The 20575-nt window shown below is 63.3% G+C and carries 18 protein-coding genes; 9 read left to right on the top strand and 9 right to left on the bottom strand.

The genetic code is table 11. The features are described from left to right. Positions 1-34: 34 nt before the first annotated feature. The 5 genes from P2T68_RS23790 (at position 35) to P2T68_RS23770 (ending at position 7205) form a co-directional block, all read left to right on the top strand. Complete coding sequence (locus P2T68_RS23790; RefSeq protein ID WP_024074616.1) at positions 35-1483, top strand: aldehyde dehydrogenase; 1449 nt, start codon at positions 35-37, stop codon at positions 1481-1483. Positions 1484-1545: 62 nt separating this feature from the next. Beyond that, positions 1546-3420, top strand: coding sequence for a feruloyl-CoA synthase (locus P2T68_RS23785; protein ID WP_277378381.1), 1875 nt, complete (start codon positions 1546-1548; stop codon positions 3418-3420). After that, positions 3417-4658, top strand: coding sequence for a thiolase family protein (locus P2T68_RS23780; RefSeq protein ID WP_168233157.1), 1242 nt, complete (start codon positions 3417-3419; stop codon positions 4656-4658). The genes P2T68_RS23785 and P2T68_RS23780 overlap by 4 nt, the downstream gene beginning before the upstream one ends. Before the next feature lie 35 nt (positions 4659-4693). Beyond that, complete coding sequence (locus P2T68_RS23775; protein ID WP_102623777.1) at positions 4694-6436, top strand: acyl-CoA dehydrogenase; 1743 nt, start codon at positions 4694-4696, stop codon at positions 6434-6436. Between the two features lie 55 nt (positions 6437-6491). Then, a complete protein-coding gene (locus P2T68_RS23770; RefSeq protein WP_024074620.1) occupies positions 6492-7205 on the top strand; it encodes a GntR family transcriptional regulator in 714 nt (237 codons plus the stop codon). A 6-nt stretch (positions 7206-7211) separates the two neighbouring features. On the opposite strand, the gene P2T68_RS23765 is transcribed toward P2T68_RS23770, so the two are convergent. The 9 genes from P2T68_RS23765 to P2T68_RS23725 form a co-directional block, all read right to left on the bottom strand. Continuing rightward, positions 7212-8162 (bottom strand): PDR/VanB family oxidoreductase, encoded by a 951-nt coding sequence (locus tag P2T68_RS23765; protein WP_277378380.1) that lies wholly within the window; start codon positions 8160-8162, stop codon positions 7212-7214. Positions 8163-8190: 28 nt separating this feature from the next. Next, the gene (locus P2T68_RS23760; RefSeq protein ID WP_277378379.1) at positions 8191-9252 is read right to left on the bottom strand and encodes an aromatic ring-hydroxylating dioxygenase subunit alpha; all 1062 of its coding nucleotides are present in this window, start codon (positions 9250-9252) and stop codon (positions 8191-8193) included. Positions 9253-9424: 172 nt separating this feature from the next. Then, positions 9425-10195, bottom strand: coding sequence for an SDR family oxidoreductase (locus tag P2T68_RS23755; protein ID WP_024074623.1), 771 nt, complete (start codon positions 10193-10195; stop codon positions 9425-9427). Beyond that, positions 10188-10988: an SDR family oxidoreductase gene (locus tag P2T68_RS23750; protein ID WP_024074624.1), complete on the bottom strand. Its 801-nt coding sequence runs from the start codon at positions 10986-10988 to the stop codon at positions 10188-10190. The genes P2T68_RS23755 and P2T68_RS23750 overlap by 8 nt, the downstream gene beginning before the upstream one ends. Next, the gene (locus P2T68_RS23745; protein ID WP_277378378.1) at positions 10981-11802 is read right to left on the bottom strand and encodes a molybdenum cofactor biosynthesis F family protein; all 822 of its coding nucleotides are present in this window, start codon (positions 11800-11802) and stop codon (positions 10981-10983) included. Before P2T68_RS23745 ends, P2T68_RS23750 begins: the two co-directional genes overlap by 8 nt. Positions 11803-11887: 85 nt before the next feature. Then, positions 11888-12547 carry a LuxR C-terminal-related transcriptional regulator gene (locus tag P2T68_RS23740; protein ID WP_277378377.1) on the bottom strand — a complete coding sequence of 220 codons (660 nt, stop codon included), beginning with the start codon at positions 12545-12547 and terminating at the stop codon, positions 11888-11890. Between the two features lie 57 nt (positions 12548-12604). Next, entirely contained in the window at positions 12605-12970 is a 366-nt protein-coding gene (locus tag P2T68_RS23735) for a cupin domain-containing protein (protein ID WP_277378376.1), read from the bottom strand. A 467-nt stretch (positions 12971-13437) separates the two neighbouring features. Beyond that, positions 13438-14736 carry an FAD-binding oxidoreductase gene (locus P2T68_RS23730; RefSeq protein ID WP_024074628.1) on the bottom strand — a complete coding sequence of 433 codons (1299 nt, stop codon included), beginning with the start codon at positions 14734-14736 and terminating at the stop codon, positions 13438-13440. Positions 14737-14807: 71 nt separating this feature from the next. After that, a complete protein-coding gene (locus tag P2T68_RS23725) occupies positions 14808-15149 on the bottom strand; it encodes a hypothetical protein (protein WP_277378375.1) in 342 nt (113 codons plus the stop codon). A gap of 683 nt (positions 15150-15832) precedes the next feature. On the opposite strand from P2T68_RS23725, the gene P2T68_RS23720 reads away from it, so the two are divergent. From P2T68_RS23720 to P2T68_RS23705, 4 genes are all read left to right on the top strand, one after another. Further along, positions 15833-16825, top strand: coding sequence for a helix-turn-helix domain-containing protein (locus P2T68_RS23720; RefSeq protein WP_024074631.1), 993 nt, complete (start codon positions 15833-15835; stop codon positions 16823-16825). 68 nt (positions 16826-16893) lie between these two features. Further along, entirely contained in the window at positions 16894-17826 is a 933-nt protein-coding gene (locus P2T68_RS23715; protein ID WP_277378374.1) for a transporter, read from the top strand. A 10-nt stretch (positions 17827-17836) separates the two neighbouring features. Beyond that, entirely contained in the window at positions 17837-19069 is a 1233-nt protein-coding gene (locus P2T68_RS23710; RefSeq protein WP_277378373.1) for an MFS transporter, read from the top strand. A 10-nt stretch (positions 19070-19079) separates the two neighbouring features. Continuing rightward, positions 19080-20549 (top strand): amidase family protein, encoded by a 1470-nt coding sequence (locus P2T68_RS23705; protein WP_172831343.1) that lies wholly within the window; start codon positions 19080-19082, stop codon positions 20547-20549. The last annotated feature ends 26 nt before the right edge of the window (positions 20550-20575 follow it).

Below are 20575 nucleotides of genomic sequence, written 5' to 3'. Positions count from 1 at the left end.
GTATTCCCGATAAAGACAATAAAGAGGAATCACCATGCTGGACGTGCCCCTGTTGATCGGCGGCCAGGCGTGCCCCGCCCGTGACGGTCGAACCTTCGAACGCCGCAACCCGGTGACCGGTGAAGTGGTCTCGCGGGTTGCCGCCGCGACCCTGGAAGATGCCGATGCCGCCGTAGCGGCCGCTCACGCCGCGTTCCCTGCGTGGGCGGCGCTGGCGCCCAACGAACGCCGCACCCGCTTGCTCAAGGCTGCCGAGCAATTGCAGGCGCGCAGCGCCGAATTCATTGCCGCCGCCGGCGAGACCGGCGCCATGGCCAACTGGTATGGCTTCAACGTGCGCCTGGCGGCCAACATGCTGCGCGAAGCCGCGTCGATGACCACCCAGATCACCGGTGAGGTGATCCCTTCCGATGTGCCCGGCAGCTTCGCCATGGCCTTGCGTCAGCCGTGCGGCGTGGTGCTGGGCATTGCGCCGTGGAATGCCCCGGTGATCCTCGCCACCCGTGCCATCGCCATGCCGCTGGCCTGCGGCAATACCGTGGTGCTCAAGGCCTCGGAGCTGAGCCCGGCGGTGCACCGCCTGATCGGCCAGGTATTGCAGGATGCCGGCCTGGGTGACGGCGTGGTCAACGTCATCAGCAATGCCCCGGCGGATGCCGCGGCGATTGTCGCGCGGCTGATCGCCAACCCGGCCGTGCGCCGGGTCAACTTTACCGGTTCGACCCATGTGGGGCGGATTGTCGGCGAGCTCTCGGCGCGTCACCTCAAGCCGGCTTTGCTGGAGTTGGGTGGCAAGGCGCCGTTGCTGGTGCTCGACGACGCCGACCTCGACGCTGCGGTCGCGGCGGCGGCCTTTGGGGCTTATTTCAACCAGGGCCAGATTTGCATGTCCACCGAACGCCTGATTGTCGACGCCAAGGTCGCCGATGCGTTCACCGCCAAGCTGGCGGCCAAGGTCGCGACCCTGCGCGCGGGTGACCCCGCTGCGCCGGATTCGGTACTGGGTTCGCTGGTGGACGCCAGCGCCGGCACACGCATCAAGGCGCTGATCGACGATGCCCTGGCCAAGGGCGCACGCCTGGTGACGGGCGGCCAGCTGGAGGGCAGCATCCTGCAGCCGACCCTGATCGATGGCGTTACCGAACACATGCGCTTGTACCGCGAAGAATCCTTCGGCCCGGTGGCGGTGCTGCTGCGCGGTGACGGTGATGAAGCCTTGCTGCGCCTGGCCAACGATTCCGAGTTCGGCCTTTCGGCGGCGATCTTCAGCCGTGACACCGGGCGTGCACTGGCCCTGGCGCAACGGGTCGAGTCGGGCATTTGCCATATCAACGGCCCGACCGTGCATGACGAGGCGCAGATGCCGTTCGGTGGCGTCAAATCCAGCGGCTACGGCAGCTTTGGCGGCAAGGCCTCGATCGAGCACTTCACGCAATTGCGCTGGGTGACCTTGCAGAACGGGCCGCGGCATTACCCGATCTGAGCAGGCGTCGCGACATAACAATAACGAGGCGGCTTTGATCCGCCTTGCTGGAGGACACCCTTGTGAGTTCCGAATTCAGACCGCAACCCCAGCCCGCACCGCGCTATCGCGAGGTCTCCATCGGCCACGCACCGGTGGCGGTCACTGAAGAACACGGCGTGCTGCATATGCGCTCCCTGGAGCCCCTGGCCGAGTTGCCAGCGCGCCTGCTCGATCGCCTGGTGCATTGGGCCCAAGTGCGCCCCGAGCAGACATTTATCGCGGCGCGCCAGGCCGGCGCTGATTGGCGCCGGGTCAGCTACCGGGAAATGCTCGACAGCGTGCGCGCGATTGCCCAGGGCCTGTTGAACTATGGGCTCTCGGCGGATAAACCGTTGGCACTGTTGTCGGGCAACGACATCGAGCATTTGCAGGTGGCGCTCGGCGCGATGTACGCCGGTATTCCCTACTGCCCGGTATCGCCGGCCTATTCGTTGCTGTCCCAGGATTTCGCCAAGCTGCGCCATGTCTGTGGCTTGCTGCAGCCAGGGCTGGTGTTCGTCAGCGACGCGGCGGTTTACCAGCGCGCCATCGACGCCGTCTTGCCGGCCGAGACCCCGCTGATCAGCGTGCGCGGCCATGTGCCTGGACGCACTCAGGTCAGCTTCGCCAGCCTGCTGCAAACGCCGGGCGGCGCCGAAGCCGACGCGGCGTTCCAGGCCACCGGCCCCGACAGCATCGCCAAGTTCCTGTTCACCTCGGGCTCGACCAAATTGCCCAAGGCGGTGATTACCACCCAGCGCATGCTCTGTGCCAACCAGCAAATGCTGTTGCAGACCTTTCCAGTGTTCGGCGAAGAACCGCCGGTGCTGGTGGACTGGCTGCCGTGGAACCATACGTTCGGCGGCAGCCACAACGTCGGCATTGTGCTCTACAACGGCGGCACCTTTTACCTCGATGATGGCAAGCCCACGGCCCAGGGCTTTGCCGAGACCCTGCGCAACCTCAAGGAGGTGTCGCCCACGGCCTACCTGACGGTGCCCAAGGGCTGGGAAGAACTGGTCAACGCCCTGGAACAGGACGCCGAGTTGCGCGAGCGTTTTTTTGCGCGCATGAAACTGTTCTTCTTCGCCGCCGCCGGCCTTTCGCAAAGTGTCTGGGACCGCCTTGACCGCGTGGCCGAGCTGCACTGTGGTGAACGCATCCGCATGATGGCCGGGCTGGGCATGACCGAAGCCGCACCGTCCTGCACCTTCACCACCGGGCCACTGTCCATGGCCGGTTACATCGGTTTGCCCGCGCCGGGCTGCGAGGTACGCCTGGTGCCGGTGGACGGCAAGTTCGAAGGGCGCTTTCGCGGGCCGCACATCATGCCGGGGTACTGGCGCGCCCCCCAGCAAACCGCCGAGGTCTTCGACCAGCAGGGTTTTTATTGCTCGGGGGATGCGATCAAGCTGGCCGACCCGAATCAGCCGCAACTGGGGCTGATGTTCGACGGGCGAATTGCCGAGGATTTCAAGCTGTCCTCCGGGGTGTTTGTCAGCGTCGGTCCGTTGCGCAATCGCGCGGTACTCGAAGGCTCGCCCTTGGTGCAGGACCTGGTGGTTGCGGCGCCGGACCGCGAATGCCTGGGCGCCCTGGTATTCCCTCGGCTCTACGAGTGCCGTCGGCTGGCGGGACTGGACGCGGCCGCCAGCGACGCCGAAGTGCTCGCCAGCGCGCCGGTGCGCCAGTGGTTCGGCGACTGGTTGCAGCGCCTCAACCGCGAGGCCACTGGCAATGCCAGTCGCCTGGAATGGATTGCCCTGCTCGACGAGCCCGCGTCCATCGACCGTGGGGAAATCACCGACAAAGGCTCGATCAACCAGCGTGCGGTACTGCAATGGCGCGCGGCCAAGGTCGAGGCGTTGTATCGCGGTGAAGACGCGTCGATCCTGCGTGCCGAGCGCCAGCCTTGAACAGCGTCGGGCAGTACTCGGCGTTTGCCGACGTGGCGATTTTCGAGGCAGTGCGCACGCCATGGGTGGACCTGGGCGGAGCACTGTCCCAGGTGTCGCCCATCGACCTTGGGATCAAGGTCGGCCGTGAAGTGCTGGCCCGCGCCGGCATCGACCCCTTGGCAGTGGACAGCGTACTGGCCGGCTCCATGGCCCAGGCCAGCTTCGATGCCTACTTGCTGCCACGGCATATCGGCTTGTACAGCGGTGTGGCGCAAGCGGTCCCGGCACTGGGGGTGCAGCGCATCTGCGCCACCGGTTTCGAGCTGTTGCGCCAGGCCGCTGAACAACTGCGCGACGAGGTGCAACTGGCGTTGTGCGTGGCCAGTGAGTCCATGTCGCGCAACCCGATTGCGGCCTACACCCACCGGGATGGGTTTCGTCTCGGTGGCGAGGTGCAATTCAAGGATTTCCTCTGGGAGGCCCTGTACGACCCGGCCCCGGGCCTGGACATGATCGCCACCGCCGACAACCTGGCGCGCCGTTATGGCCTGAGCCGCGAGGCCGTGGACCGTCACGCCTGCGACAGCCATCAGCGTGCCTTGCAGGCGCAACGTGACGGCGCCTGGGCGGAAGAAATCGTCACGGTCGACAACCAGGTGTTCGAGCTTGAGGGGTATCAGCCCAGGGGCATCAGCCTCGCGCGTCGGGCCGGTGCCGTCAGCGTCGACAGCCACCCACGACCCACCGACCTTGCGGCCCTGGCGCGCTTGCGCACCGTGCATCCAGACGGCGTGCAAACCGCCGGCAACAGTTGCGCGGTGGTCGATGGCGCGGCGGCGGCGCTGGTGGGGCGCGCCTCGGCCTGTACGCATCCGCCCCTGGCCCGGCTGCTGGCCAGCGCGGTGGTCGGTGTGGCCCCCGAGTTCATGGGCATCGGCCCGGCACCGGCGATCCGCCTGTTGCTGCAACGCAGCGGGTTGAACCTGGGCGACATCGACCGCTTCGAGATCAACGAAGCCCAGGCCGCCCAAGTACTGGCGGTGGCCCATGAACTGGAGCTGGACAGCACCCGCCTCAACGTCCAGGGCGGCTCGCTTGCGCTGGGGCATCCACTGGCCGCCACCGGCCTGCGCCTGGTGATGACCCTGGCCCGGCAACTGCGCCAGCACAACCTGCGCTACGGGATTGCCTCGGCGTGTGTGGGCGGCGGGCAGGGCATGGCGTTGCTGATCGAGAACCCTACCTATCGCGCTTGAGTGCGCGATTCTTTTTTTGTCGATGAGGTGTCCCGATGTGGAGCTATGAGGCGCCCCTGCGCGATATGCAATTTGTCCTTGAACACTGGTTGCAGGCGCCCGATACCTGGCAGCGTAACCCGGCGTTCGCGGCCCTGGATCTGCCGCTGGCGGTACAAGTGCTGGAGGAGGCGGCACGCTTCAGCCAGGGCGTGCTGGCGCCGTTGAACGGCCACGGTGATCGCCAGGGCTGCCGCTGGCAGGCGGGCCAGGTCAGCACCCCGGACGGCTTCGTCGCGGCCTATCGCGCCTATGTCGAGGGCGGATGGCCGGCGCTGGCGTGTGCCGAGGAGCAGGGCGGGCAGGGCTTGCCGCAATTGCTCGACGCGGCGCTGCAAGAGATGCTCTACGCCAGCAATCATGCCTGGGCCATGTACACCGGGATCGCCCATGGCGCCTACCTGTGCCTCAAGGCCCACGCTGCTCCGTGGTTGCAGGCGCGCTACCTGCCCGACATTGTCAGTGGCCAGGCCTTGCCCACCATGTGCCTGACCGAGCCCCAGGCCGGCAGCGATGTCGGCTTGCTGCGCTGTCGTGCTGAACCCCAGGCAGATGGCAGTTATCGCCTCAGCGGCAGCAAGCTGTTTATCTCCGGCGGCGAGCACGACCTCACGGCCAATATCCTGCACCTGGTGCTGGCGCGCCTGCCCGATGCGCCGCCGGGCAGTCGAGGCATTTCGCTGTTCCTGGTGCCCAAGCAACTGGACGATGGCCAGGCCAATGGCGTGCACTGCGATGGCATCGAACACAAGATGGGCATCAAGGGCAGTGCCACCTGCTCCCTGGTGTTCGACGCCGCCCAAGGCTGGCTGATCGGCGACGTCAATCGCGGCCTGGCGGCGATGTTCGTGATGATGAACTCGGCGCGCCTGCATGTGGGCCTGCAAGGCCTGGGGCATGTCGAGGCCGCTTGGCAGAACGCCCGGCAATACGCCGCCGAACGCGTGCAGATGCGCGCGCCGTCAAGGCCGGAAGAAGTGGCGGCCCAGGCGGCTGATCCGATCCGTTATCACCCGGCCATGCGCCGCGTGTTGCTGGAGTTGCGCGCCACCAGCGAGGGGATGCGCGCGATCGGCTATTGGGCCGCGCACCTGCTTGATCAGGCCGAGCATGACCCGCACTCGTCGGCCGCCCAGTTGGCGCCGTTGCTGACGCCGATCATCAAGGCGTTTTTCACCGAACAGGGCTTTCGCCAGGCCAGCCATGCGCTGCAGGTGTTCGGCGGTTACGGCTACGTCACTGAGTTCGCCATCGAGCAAACCCTGCGCGACAGCCGCATCGCGATGATCTATGAGGGCAGCAACGAGATCCAGGCCAATGACCTGCTGCTGCGCAAGGTGCTGGCGGATGAGGGCCGCGCCTTCGGCCTGCTGCTGGCCGAGTTGCGCACGGAAGCCGCGCAGGGCGGGGAGTGCGGCGAGTGTGCCGGTTTTGCCCAGGCACTGGGCAGCCTGTGTGACGCGTTGGCGAGTGTGGTCGAGGCCATCGGTGAACGAGCGCTGGATGACAGCGAGTACCCCTATCGGGCCGCGCCGGACTTTCTCCAGTTATGTGGCGTGGCGCTGCTGGCCTTTGCCTGGGCGCGGGCCGCACGGGTCTCCAGGGCACTGCCCGAAGACGATCCATTGCGAGCCGCCAAGCTGCAAAGCGCCGGGTTCTTTTTCGATTACCTGCCGTCGCGTTTGGCGCAGCACCTCGGGGCAATCGACGGCGCGCGCGCAGCGCTGGCGTTCGTCTGACGGCGCCGGACGCTTGCGGTACTATGGCGACTCACGTTTTCTGGAAGTTGCCTGGATGAGTAAACCCGGTCAATTGGTGCTGGTTGCACTGCGCAAGATGATCGCCAGCGGGGAGTTGGCGGCGGGGGAGCGCCTGATGGAGATTCCCACGGCGCAGCGGTTCGGTGTGTCGCGCATGCCCGTGCGCATGGCGTTTCGTACCCTCGAACAGGAAGGGTTGCTGGTGCCGTTCGGCGGGCGTGGGTATCAGGTCCGTTCGGTCAGCCCGGACGACATTGCCGGCGCCGTCGAAGTGCGTGGCGTGCTTGAGGGCCTGGCGGCGCGTCAAACCGCCGAGCGCGGTTTATCTGCTGCGGCGCGCGCGACACTGGAGCGCTGCCTGGTGGAAGGCGACCAACTGTTCGACAAGGGCTACGTGACCGAAGACGACCTGGAGGTCTATCACGACCTGAACATGCGCTTTCACCACGTCATCGTCGAAGGCAGCCATAACCCGGCGATCGCCGACGCCCTGGCACGCAACGATCACCTGCCGTTTGCGTCGGTGACCGCGCTGGCGGTGGATCGCGAGGACATGGCCCGCGAATACCGGCGCTTCAATTATGCCCACATGCAACACCACTCGGTCTTTGATGCCCTGGTCAATCGCCAGGGCGCGCGGGCCGAAGCCATCATGCGCGAGCACGCCAATGCGACCTTGCGCTATGCCGAGATCTTCAGCTCGGCCACCGCCGACGCGCGCATGAAGGTGATTTTGCCCGCGTCGTGACACCTGTCAGAGATCGAGCACCAGCAGCGCGGTCTTCGCGCGTGAGCAGCAGGGCGTGAACTGATCATTCAACGCCTGTTCCTGCTCGGTGAGGAACAGGTCGCGGTGTTCCGGTATGCCTTCCAGCACGCGGGTCAGGCAGGTGCCGCAAATGCCTTGTTCGCACGACACGGCAATCTCGATACCGTGGCTTTCCAGGACCTGGACCACCGTCTTGTCGGCCGGGATTTCGAAGACTCGGCCGCTGCTGGCGACTTTCACCGAAAAGCCCCCGTCGAGGCTGCTGTCCACCGGCGCCGTGGTGAAGTATTCGCGGTGCAGGCATGCCTCCTGCCAGCCCTGGGCCCGAGCGCTGTCGAGCACATGCTGCATAAAACCGCCGGGGCCGCACACATACAGGTGGACGTTGGCTTCGGGCTTCGCCAGTACCTGGGCGGCATTCAAGGCCGTGTGGGGCTGCTCATCGAAATGCAGGAACACCCGCTCGGCAAATGGCGATGTTTTCAGACGCTGCACAAACGCCGCGCGTTCTTCGGCGCGGGCACAATAATGCAATTCGAAGTCGGCACCCGCGTGAGCCAGGCGCTCGGCCATGCACAGGATCGGGGTGATGCCGATGCCACCGGCAAACAGCAGGCTGCGCCGCGCGTCGTGGGCCAGGGGAAACAGGTTGCGTGGTTCGCTGATGGTCAGGTGTGTGCCCTCGTGCACCTGTTCGTGCAGGCTGCGCGAGCCGCCCCGGGAAGCCGGGTCCTTGAGCACGCCGATCAGGTAGCGATGGCGTTCTTCAGGGTGATTGCACAGCGAATACTGGCGCACCTGTCCATCCGGCAGGTGCACGTCGATATGCGCGCCGGCACTGAAGGCCGGCAGCGGTTTGCCGTCGACGCTGGCCAGTTCGTAGCTGCAAATATCCTGGGCTTCGTTGTTGCGCGATACCACCACCACATCGATCATCTTCAGTCCTCGCAAGGGGTTGTGCCGTTCAGGCGGTGGTCGTGGCGATCAGTTGCGGTTCGAGGGCGCGTTCCCTGGCGATCAGTCGCTCCAGGATCTTGCGTGACTGCACGCCGCCGGCATCGATATTCAGTTTGAGCAGGTTGCGCGTCGGGTGGGCCAGCAGGTTCTGTTGCTGGCGTTCAAGCATCTCCAGGTCTTCGCTGAAAATCTTGCCCTGGCCTTCGCGAATACTGGCGGTCAGTGCTTCATCGTGGGGGTTGAAGTTGCGCGCCATGCCCCAGAAATACCAGATCGAGGTCTCGGTTTGCGGGGTGATGAAGTCGACCACGATGCTTGCCGCCTTGTGCTCGGGCGCGGCGTGGTAGCCGCCCTTGCCGGCGTGGGCCACGCCGACTTCGATGAGCACATGGCTGGGCGGGGTGAAGCGGCAGATCTGCCAGCGGTCCACCGGCACGTCATCGGCCAGGTTATTGCCGCGCAGGGCCATGCGCCAGAACGGCGGGGCCATGATGTTTTCCATATGCCGCGCGGTGACCACTTCGTCGCCTTCGACCGTGGTGACAGGTGGTGCTTCGTCGATTTCCTTCTGGCCGATGCTGGAGGCGTGGACGTAGGTTTCGTGGGTCAGGTCCATCAGGTTGTCGATCATCAGGCGGTAGTCGCACTGGATATCGAACAGCCCGCCGCCATAGGCCCATTCATCACTCACCGCCCATTCCAGATGATGGATCAGTGCCGGATCGGCCTGGGCCTGATCGCCGGGCCACACCCAGATGAAGCCGTAGCGTTCGACGGCGGCGAACGTCTTGTTGCAGGGAAAGCCGCGCACCCGCTGGCCGGGCATTTCCACGGTCTTGCCATCGCCGCCCATGACCAGGCCGTGGTAGCCGCAGACCAGGTTGCCGTTTTCCACATAGCCCAGCGAGAGCGGCGCACCGCGATGGGGGCAGAAGTCCTCGACCGCCACGACGGCGCCTTCCAGCCCACGATAAAACACCATTTTTTCAGCGCAGATCTGTCGACCCAGGGGCTTTTGCGCGATTTCATCGGGGGTGCAGGCAACATACCAAGTGTTCTTGGGGTACATGGCGACTCTCCAGGCGAGTGATTATTTTTATTTAATGGATCCATTAAATGAGTGCTCGAATGGAGAGTCAATCTTGAATCGCTTTTTATCGGGCGATTATCGATCATTTTTAAGTTATTGGATCCACTGGTCGGCGTTCATCACTGCCTTGAGTTGTTCGGCAAACGCTGTTTCATTTCACTTCAGGCAACGTAGAGCCCCCATCCACCACCAGGGTTTGCCCGGTGATGTAAGCCGCCAGGTCAGACGCCAGGAACAGCATGGCCCCGGCAATATCCTGAGGGGCGCCGAGCCGCCCCAGGGGGACTCGGCCGGTGATGTCGGCGTTGACCTGCGCGTCGCCAAGGTTGTCCATGGCCGGCGTGGCGATCATCCCCGGCTCGACACCGTTGACGCGCACCTGGTAGGTGGCCAGTTCCAGTGCGGCGTTGCGAATGAAACCATTCACCCCGGCCTTTGAGGCTGCGTAATGGCTGAGCCCTGGGTAGGCGACCCTTGGCCCGGTGACCGATGAAGTGACCAGCACGCAGCCACCCCCTTGGCGCTGAAACATGGGCAGGGCTGCCTGAGTCAACCAGAACAGCGCCGAAAGATTGACTGCCAGTGTGCGTTCCAGCATGGACGGGGTGATCTGCGCGAACGCTGTCAACGGAAAGTAGCCGGCGTTGTGCACCAGGATATCCAGGCGCCCCCAGCGTCGTTCTATCTCCCCAACCAACTCGAACACCGCTGCCGCATCGGCCATATCAACGCCTGTGGCCTCGACCCGGCACGCGTGTGCCGTCAGCTCTGCGGCCAGCGCCTGGGCTTGCGTGACGCGCAGGTCGGCGATCATCACCCGCGCGCCACGCCAGGCGAACGCTTCGACGATGGCGCGGCCGATACCCTGCGCCCCACCGGTCACCAGTACCGTCTTTGCGCTGAAATCCAATGCTTCATGCATGTGTGTGCTCCAGGCGGGCATAGGCCAGCGTCGGTACATCGACAATGCTCGAACCGCCATCGGCGACGACGCTCGCACCGGTGATGATCGAGGCGTCGGGGCCGGCCAGGAAGCGGCATACCCTGGCGATTTCTTCTGCGCTGGCCGGGCGACGCAACGGCACATCGGCACATACGCGTGCGTAGGCTTGTTGCAGTGTTTCGCCATGGAAATTCATCAATGGCTGCATTTCTTCGTCAGCCATCGGTGTGGTGACCCAGCCTGGGCACACCGCGTTGACGCGCACCCCACGTGGCCCGTAGTCGCGGGCCAGGGAGCGATTGAGCCCGAGCAGTGCGTGCTTGGCGGTGGTGTAGCCGCACACGTCGGGGCCGGCGGCCAACGAGGCGAGGGAGCCGAGGAGAACGATGTTGCCGGCACTGGCGATCAGCAGCGGCAGGCAGGCCCGGGCGCTGTAGAACGCGCTGTCCAGGTTGCTGCGCAACGCGGCTTCCCAACTCGACGGGCGGGTCTCGGTGGCGCTGCCCAGGCCATGCCCGCCGGCGCAGGCCAGCAGCACATCGAGGCGACCGTAGTGGGCTTGAATCTGCGCGATAAACCCCTCCCAGGTGTCTGGGCAGGCGGCATCGCCCACCAGGATCAGGCCTCCGGTTGTCTGCGCAACCTGCTCCAGGAGCGCGCGCCGACGGCCGATCAACACCAGGTTGGCACCTTCGGCGGCGTACAGGCGGGCGCAGGCGGCACCGATGCCCGTGCCGGCACCGGTGATGACGACGGTACGTGGATCAGGCATCGGGATACTCCGTGCGGTTAAGGACCTGGCAGTAGGAACTGACCGGGAAATTGGACAGGGCGTCGAAGGACGCACCGGCATACCCGAAGATCTTGCCGTCGCTGCGGTGCTGTTGCAGGTCGATCAACACCAGGCCGAGGGTCGGAATGATCTTTTCGCGCCAGACGAACAGGTACAGTTGATCGGCAATCTTGTAGGCGTGGCAGCGGTCGGTATCGCACAGGCCTTGCTCGACGCCCTTGAGGCACTGCCAGGCATAGAACTGATCGTTCAGATAGACGTGTTCGTACACTTCGCTGGGGCTGTAGCGATACAGGTTGCGCAGGCCCGTCAGTTCCTGGGTGGGCCCGTGGGGGCACAGGCCTGCCTGCCAGGGCTGATCCAGGCTGCCGTGCAGGAACTCCACTTCAACCGAGGTCAGGGCCTTGCCGGCCAGGGCGCGACTGTACAAACCTTCTTCGGTTTGCGCGCGGTCCGGCAGGCGGCCGATCACGGCGGTGAACGACGACGTGGAGGTATCCAGCACCAGGCTGATCGACCAGGCCTGAGTGGCTTCGTGCTTGATGAAATCGACCAGATACAGGCCGGGGCGCACGGACGTGGCGCGGTACACGGCCGAGCCGCTGGAATGACCGTCGGCGGCGTTCCAGTGCAGGGCCTCGGTGTCAAAACGATGTTCGATCTGCCAGCCGTTGGCGAAGTTCAGCGTGAAGGTCCTGCCGCTGAGGTCGGCAAGGTTGGGCAGGATAAATGCGTCGGGGGCAAAACCGTCGGCGAGGGCGCCTACGGTGATCCAGTTGGATAGTGTGGCCATTGCATGACTCCGGTTGATGGAATAGACAACCCGGATCATGGGGTGGCGCGCGAGGCTCGCCTATCAACCGAAGGGTTGAGGCGGCTTAGAGAAACAGCGCGGCGACCAGTTCGGTACGGCTGCTGACGCCCGTCTTGCGGAACAGGTGGATCAGGTGGGTCTTGATGGTGGGCAGGCCGACATCCAGCTCCAGGGCCAGTTGCTTGTTGCTCGCGCCCTGACGCAACAACCAGGCAATCTGGCGCTCCTTGGGCGTGAGCCCGGCCAGTGCGTCGTCGCAGGGTTGCATATTGGCCACCGCCATTTGCAACAAGGCCTGCAAGGCGTTGAGCTGAGTCAGTTGGTCGGTGGTGAACACCCCTTGCTCCGCCGTGCGCAGCAAGGAGATAGCCGCCTGAGGCTGGTCGGCGCGATGGGCGACGATCTCCACCACATCGACCACGCCGTAGCGTTTCAGGAAGTCTTGATAGCGGCGGCTGTCACGTAGCGGCTGGCGGGCCATGGCGAAAACCAGCGGTACCACCGCCAGCCCGCTGGACAGGCAATTGCGCGGTTGCAACGGGTCGAATTGGCGGTAGTTGTCGAGGTAGTCGCGATGCATCTCACCGCTCATGCCTTGCAGCCTGAAATCATGCGCTTGCAGCTGGCGGTCGACGCAATAGAACGCTGCCTGGCTGGCGGGCACCAGTTGAGTGAACGCCTTCAGGCAATGGCTGGCGACTTCCTGAGCGGGGATGGCGTGCATGGTCGGTCACCTGGTCGGAAGAAACGCTGCCGGCCGAAGCCGGCAGAGGGGGGGCGATCAGGCTACCGCGAAATAGTGCTTCACAAAACTCTCGCTCACCACCTCCCACAGCACCGGCGTGCCCTTGGTCACGAACCAGCTGTCGCCGGCCTTGTAGCGGGTGCTCTGGCCGGTGCTTTCGTCGGTCAAGACCACTTCGCCGGTGACCACCGTGGCTTGCTCGGCGAACGGGTAGGTCATCCGGAACTTGCCTTGGGTGGTGCCGAAATAGGCGCTGCTGACGGGGTCGGTGAGGGCACCGAAGGTCATTTTGCCAAAGGCCTTGACCTCACCTTCGAGGATCTCGGAGCCCAGGTCGGCAACCGTGCCCCAGGCATCCAGGTCCGACAGTTGGACATCTTTCTTGAGGGTGGTAACGGGCATGGCGGTTCTCCTGTGAATGAAAAAGGGGGCTTAACGGCTAATGCCAGTCAAGAGATAGAACGGGCAAACAGTCACCTGTGGCGAGCGAGCTTGTTGTGGCGAGCGGGCTTGCCCCGCGTTGGGGCGCGTAGCGGCCCTAAAACCAGTCTCCCGGTTCCACCAGAAGAAATGCGGCGGCCTTATTGGGGCTGCTTCGCAGCCCAACGCGGGGTAAGCCCTAATGCCGTTCAGTTAAGCGTACATCGCCTTCTGTAGGAGCGAGCTTGCTCGCGAAAAACGTCAACGATAACGCGTGTTTCCTGAGTGAACGCGGCGCCTGTGAGTTCTTCGCGAGCAAGCTCGCTCCTACAAAAAAGCCTTAACTGAACGGCATTAGGGCAAGCCCGCTCGCCACAACAAGCCCGTTCGCCACAGTAAGTCCGCTTGCCACAGTTACAGTGTTCCTCCTTGACTGACGGGCATCAGGCTCAACGGCGACCGTTGAAATAGCCTGATAGTTGATGAAGGCTTTTGCCGGCTGTCAGCAGCAACGGGCGTATGTGGTCCTTGCCCAGAATCTGCGCATGCTTGACCGAGCTGATCAGGTCGTAGCGCGAAGAGCCTTCGCTCATGCCTTCGGCCAATACCTTGCAGATGATGTGGCTCGGGGTGACCCCGAAGCCCGCGTAGCCCTGCACATAAAAGGCATTGGGGCGCCCGCTGAGCGTGCCGATCTGCGGGAACAAGTTGGCCCCGGTCGCCATCGGCCCGCCCCACGCCAGGTCGATTTTCACGTCCTTGAGGTACGGGAAAATCTTCAGCATCAGGTTGCGGTTCCAGGCTTTGAGGTCCAGCGGAATGTGCTCGACAAAAGGCGTGGCGGCACCAAACAGCAGGCGGTTTTCGTTGGTGACCCGGTAGTAGTCGATCACCGGTCGAATGTCGCTGTAGGCGCCGCGTATCGGGCTGATGCGGCGGATCATCTCGTCCGACAGCGGTTCGGTCATCAACTGGAAGGCGTAGGTGTTTAGGGTGGTCTTGTGCAGCTCGGGTTCCAGTTTGTTGAGGAAGCTGTCGCAGGCCCACAACAATTTGGAGGCTTTCACCGAGCCCCGGCCTGTGCGCACGGTGATGCGCTCGCCATAGCTGACTTCCAGGGCCGGGCTGTGTTCATAGATACGCACGCCGTGTCCGACCAGCGCCTTGGCTTCGCCCAGCAACAGATTCAGTGAGTGAACATGCCCGCCGCCCATGTGCAACAGCGCGCTGCTGTAAGCGTCGGAACCGATGATCTGCTTGACCTCGGACCCCGCCATAAAGCGGATTTCGTCCTGGGTATTGATCGACTTGAAGTCCTTCTCCCAGGCGCGCAGGGTTTTTTCCTGGCGGGCGTTGAAGCCCATATAGCCATAGCCGTGGCAGAAGTCTGCGTCGATCGAGTACTTGGCGATGCGATCCTTGATGATGCCAGCACCTAGCTCGCTGATTTCAAAGATCTCGCGCAGCCCTTGCTCGCCCACCTGCTGCTTGATTTTCTCCAGGTCGTGGCCGATCCCCGCCATGATCTGGCCACCGTTGCGGCCCGTGCCGCCGAAGCCCAGGTAGCGGGCTTCCAGCACCACGATATTGGTGATGCCTTTTTCGGCGAGTTCGAGTGCGGTATTGATCCCCGAAAAACCACCGCCAATCACCACGACATCCGCTTCCACGTCCTGCTCGAGTGTGGGGAAGCTGAGGTTGTATTTCTTGGTCGCCGAATAATAGGTAGGCGTTTCAATATTGATCATGGCGCAGCCTGGAAAAGTGAAAGAAAACTCGCTGCAGAGCCGACGGGAGGCTCTGTTCCGCTCAGGTGCTATTAAGTCCCTTCCGAGCGGCAGATGTCTTGACGCTGTGTGCCGCCAGTCTTGACCGTGGCTGCCACCATCAACCATGAATCCGGCCTGGCAGTAAAGCTGCACACAGCAATCGATTGTCGATCGCTGACTGATTGCGCCCACCCCTGTCCAAGTCGCGCAAACGTATCCACGATGCGAAGCGAGCCGCTCTCGCTCTCGCTCTTGATCTTGATCTTGATCTTGATCTTGATCTTGATCTTGATCTTGATCTTGATCTTGATCTTGATCTTGATCTTGATCTTGATCTTGATCTTGATCTTGATCTTGATCTCAAGCGCCCCGTTAAACCACGCTGGCCGCAATCCGATATTGATTTGGGGGGTAAACCGGCAGGGATGCCGGTTTAGCCGCCCCGCGCCATGGATGGCGCGTGGCGGCGGCCCCCCAAATCAATGTCGGATTGCGGGCACACCGAGCCTGAGCGAGGTGCCGAGTGGTGGGGCAAAGCGTTTTTGGTTACTTTTGGCGCTCTTCCAAAAGTGACCCGCTGTAAGAGCGGAACCCTAAGTAGCCGTTACCGCAGCAACGGATATGTACTCATTCCACTCCAACATCCTGGTCGGCCCCGAGGCCGCCATCGGGGGCAAGCCCCCTCCCACATTTAAGCCGAGGAGCATCAGTTAGATAGTCGTGGGCTCCCGAGCCGCCAAAGGTTCAGGGCCAGACTGTAAGAGCGGAACCCTAAGTAGCCGTTACCGCAGCAACGGATATGTACTCATTCCACTCCAACATCCTGGTCGGCTGTCAGGCCGCCATCGGGGGCAAGCCCCCTCCCACATATAAGCCGCGGAGCATCAGTTAGATAGTCATAGGCTCCCAAGCCACCACAGGTTCAGGGCCACACCAAAGCCGTGTAGATCCCCACCCCTGGCCAACCCCCCCCCACTATCCATTTTCGGCACAAATGCGCAAACCCTCCACAGGGCGGAATGGAACTTGCGTAATAACCGACCCGTAAGCCTTGCAACTGAAAAAGGTTGGGTCAATGAACAACAACAATATGCTGGTGCCCACCGCCTCTGCGCTGGTTCGATCGACATTACCCTTCCAGCGTTGGCAGACGAACGACATCGATGAGCACGCTCGTAATATGGACGGTTGGCACGTTCGCTATGACCAACTATCACCGGGCCCCTTTACAGGGGAGCTGATCGAATTCCGCTCGGGCTGGATGCAACTGGCACGCGACCGCTCTAATCAGGCCATGATCAAAAGGGGAACGGCCTGGAAAGGCGCGATCACGTTCAGCTTGCCCCTGAGTGCCAGCGGCGCGCTGTATTGTTCGGGGCATCCGATCCATGAGCCTAGCCTGCTGGTCGCCCATGGCGAAAATCTTCCCGAACTGCTCACGCCACAACACTTGGATTTGCTCAGTGTGGCGATTGAAGAACAGGCGTTGGAGCATGTCCTGGAGCGTCAGGGCAGCCAGTTTCGAATTACCGATCTTCCCAAGTGTTACCGCCTGGGCAACTCATCGGTGCAACGTGAACTCATGGCGCTATTCGATGAACTGGCGGGCTGCGATCAGGGGCGTGATGCGGTGCTGGGGCATGACTCGATCCGTCGCGGCATACGCGATGCGGTGATGCTGCACTTGTTGGAATTGGTGGCGCCGGATCAAGCGCCGCCGCTCAATCCCACGGCTCGCAAAAGGATGGTCGACCGCGCCCGCGAATACGCGTTGAGTCACCTCGACGAGCCGCTGTCGATCCTCGACCTGTGCAATCACATCGGCGCCAGCCGGCGCAAGCTCCAGTACTGTTTTCAGGAAACCCTGGGGATCAACCCGGTGGCTTATCTGCGTGCGCTGCGCCTCAATGCGGTGCGACGTGAACTGCGAATGAGCACCCAAGCCCATGGCGTACAGGAAGTGGCGGCGCGCTGGGGTTTCTGGCATTTGAGCCGGTTCTCCAGCGATTACCGCACGATGTTTGGCGAAAGCCCTTCACAGACCCTGCGTCGCACTCAACTCTGCTGAAAACGGATAACCGGCTCACGTCACGCGTTACTAGGATGGCCCACACCACTTGATGGGAGGGGCATTCGATGATTAACAAGAATAATGCAAGCACCGTGCGTGTGACGCTGTTTACGCTGGGACTGGTCGGTTGCTGCGCCAGTGTGCACGGCACCGAGAATGGTTCGCCGACCACGGCCGTTGGTGTCTACGATTTCGGCGCGGGGATGATGCCGCCCGCCACGCCTTTTGGGACAGTGGGGGTGCGAACAGCGTTTTACTCGACCAATGTGCAGAAAGATCGCCACGGACGTTCAGTTGACAACCATCTTTCTCTGGATGTCTTGTCCATCGCGGCCGCGTATATGCGCATGACGGATCACACCGTGCTGGGCGCTAACTATGGGTTCGGCATGGTGGTGCCATTTTTCAAGATGGACGCTTCCCTCCAGATACCGACACCGGCCGGCCCGCTGAACCTGGAAGCCGATCCGTTTCGATTGGCCGACGTGCAATTTCTACCGGTGATCCTGCAATGGAATCTATCGCCGAATCTGTTTATCAACACCCAGTTGCAGATCCAGACGCCCACCGGTGACTACGACAAGAATCGTCTGGTCTCCCCAGGGCTCAATCACTGGACGTTCTCGCCGATCGTCAACGCTACTTACATCACCGACAGTGGCTTTGAGGTTTCTTCCAGCTTTGAAGTCGACGTCAACACCCGTAACCCTGCCACCGATTACAAAAGCGGTGTGGAGTATCGGCACGAGTTTGCCGTCGGTCAGCATGTGGGGCCGTGGATCCTGGGCCTGGGGGGGTACTACTACCGCCAGTTCACCGACGACGATGCGCCCGGGCTGCAATCGGGCAACCGCGCGCGGGTGCTGGCCGTCGGCCCGGCAGTGAGCTACTTCAAGCCCGGCCTGCCAGCCGTGTGGCTGCATGCCTACAAGGAAACCGACGCCGTCAACCGTGCCCAGGGTTACACCGTGGCGCTGCGTATTTCTCAAAGCTTCTAAGGGGCTGGCCATGAACTCATCACATTCCGATTTTCCCGCACCACGGCAAGCCACCGGGCGCCGTGAAGGGCTGGTGCTGATGCTGGGCAGCAGCCTGACCATCATGGGCGCGGCCATGGTGGCGCCGATCCTGCCCAAGCTCGGTGCCGAGTTCGGCCCGCTGGAACCGCGTGCCGACTTGTTGGTGCCGTTGGCGGTCACCGGGCCGGCACTGGCGATTGTGCTGTGCGCGCCCCTGGCCGGCTGGTTGGCCGACCGGGTCGGGCGCAAGGCGTTGCTGGTGATCGCCACCCTGTTATATGCCGTGCTCGGAGCCATCCCGGCCCTGCTGGATAACTTGCCCTCCATCGTCGGTGTACGCCTGCTGTTCGGCGCGGCGGAGGCGGTGGTGATGACCTGTTGCGCCACGCTGATTGCCGACTATTGGCACGGCGAGGAGCGGCTGCGCTACATCAATCGGCAAGTGGTCACCATCGGTCTGGTCGGCTCGCTGTTCTATGTGGTGGGCGGCGTATTGGGCGAACACTCCTGGCGCCTGCCATTCCTGTTGTACCTGCTGCCACTGTTGTTGGTGCCGATGATGATCAAGGTGCTGTGGGAACCCGCGGTCGCCCGCCGACCCGTCGAGGTGGCTGAACAGGGCAGGGTGGCCGTGCTGCCCCTGGTGCTCGGTTATCTGCTGATCCTCAGCGGGATGGTCCTGAGCTTTATCGTGCCGATCCAGGCGCCGGTTTTACTCGTCAGCCTCGGCGTTACCTCAAGCACGATGATCGGGCTGTCGGCGGGGGGCAGCCTGCTGGCGACCCTGGGCGGTTCGTTAGCCTGGCCGCTGCTGCGTCGGTGCATCGGTATCCCCGGCTGCAATGCGCTGTTGCTGAGCCTGTTGGGCTTGGGGTTGTGGCTGCTGGTGCGAGCGCCGAGCTACACCATGGTGTTGCTGGCAGTGCTGATCCACGGCCTGGGCGCCGGGCTCCTGGTGCCTAACGCGATGGCGCCGGTGATGAATGCCCTGAGTGCGAAAACCCGCGGGCGCGGTTTGGGCGGGTTCACGGCTTTTCTGTATTTCGGTCAATTTGTCAGCCCGCTGGTGGTGGCCTTGCTCAGCGTTTACTCGGGTGACGTACGTCGTTCAATCCTGTGGCTGGCCTGCGCCAGCTTCGCCTCGGCCCTGGCATGGGCCCTGGCAGGCCTGCAAGCGCGGCGCAAAGCGCTCACCCAGGCATTCAGATCAAGTCATTCATAATCAATAGGAGATGAACATGGACATCCACAACCTGCTGGACAGCGAGGACGCCACCGGTTTGGCCGAGTGGGTCAGGCGTGGTGAGGTGCAGCCCGGCGAGCTGCTGGAAGCGGTGATTGAGCGTATCGAACGGATCGAACCGCAGCTGAATGCGGTGGCCGAGCGGCTCTACGATTCGGCACGGCAGGCGGCACGCGCGTCGCGACCCGCTCACGGTGTGTTTGCCGGGGTGCCGACCCTGGTCAAGGACCTGTTTTCGCCGGTCAAGGGGGCCGCGATGACCAATGGCTCGCTGGCGTTGGGAGGCGCTCGCGCAGACGTTGAAGCCGAAATAGTCACCCGTTTGCGCGGCACCGGTTGTTTGATTCTCGGCACCAGCACCTCTCCCGAATTCGGCACGTCCTACTCCACCGAGTCCACTCGCTTTGGCGCGACGCGCAACCCCTGGAACCTCGAGCATAGCGCGGGCGGTTCCAGCGGCGGCGCGGCGGCCCTGGTTGCTGCCCGTGTCGTCCCCTTTGCCCATGGCAACGATGGTGGCGGCTCCTTGCGCGTCCCTGCGTCATGTTGCGGTGTCTTTGGTTTTAAACCGAGCCGTGGCCTGCTGCCGTCGGGGCCGATGATTGGCGAGGGCTGGGCCGGCATGGGCACCCCCCATGGGATTACCCTGTCGGTCCGTGACAGCGCCGCGTTGCTGGATGCCACGGCCGGGATCGACCTGGGCGCCCCTTACGCGGCCCCCCTGTCGGCACAGCCCTATGTTTGCGCAGTGCAACGTGACCCTCGACCGCTGCGGATTGCGTTGGTCGAGCAACTGGGGCCCTGGCCGACCTCCGATGAGTCTGTGGACGCCGTGCGCCAGGCTGCCAGTGTGTGCCAAGCCTTGGGCCATCGTGTTGAGCCGGCCACGTTGCCGGTGGTGCTGCCGGAGTTTCTCGATAAGGTCTTCACCATCATTGGTGCAGGTACCCGGCATTACGTCGAGGTGTTGGGCCAGATGCGCGGATGCGCGGTACGGCCTGAGGAACTGGAGGCGCGCACCCGGATCATTCTGCGCACCAAGGGCGACGTCAGCGGTGCGCAGTACGCCGGGGCGGTGGAGTGGATACATGCCTTGGGCCGCCAATTGGCGATGTTCATGCAGGACTACGACGTGATACTCACGCCAACGTTAGCGCGTGAACCGGTACGGATAGGTGAGCTGGACCTGCAAGACGATCGCTTGAGCCTGGAGGCGTTGGTTGAGCGTTTCCACAGTTATTCGCCGTTCACGGCGGTGTTCAACGCCAGCGGGCAACCGGCGATGTCGGTGCCGCTGTACTGGAGCGCTGCGGGCTTGCCGATGGGCGCGCACTTCGCCGGTCGTTTTGGCGAGGAAAGTACCCTGTTCGCACTCGCCGCGCAGTTGGAGCGCGCCCAACCCTGGCGCGGGCGAATCCCGCCGTTCAATGCCTGCCGGCGGCCCGCTTCAGCGCTGTAATCAGGGGCGAAACAGGGGGGCTGCCA

This window comes from Pseudomonas sp. G11 (assembly GCF_029457515.1).
Lineage (GTDB): Bacteria > Pseudomonadota > Gammaproteobacteria > Pseudomonadales > Pseudomonadaceae > Aquipseudomonas > Aquipseudomonas gorinensis.
This window is presented reverse-complemented; position numbering and strand designations above follow the sequence as displayed.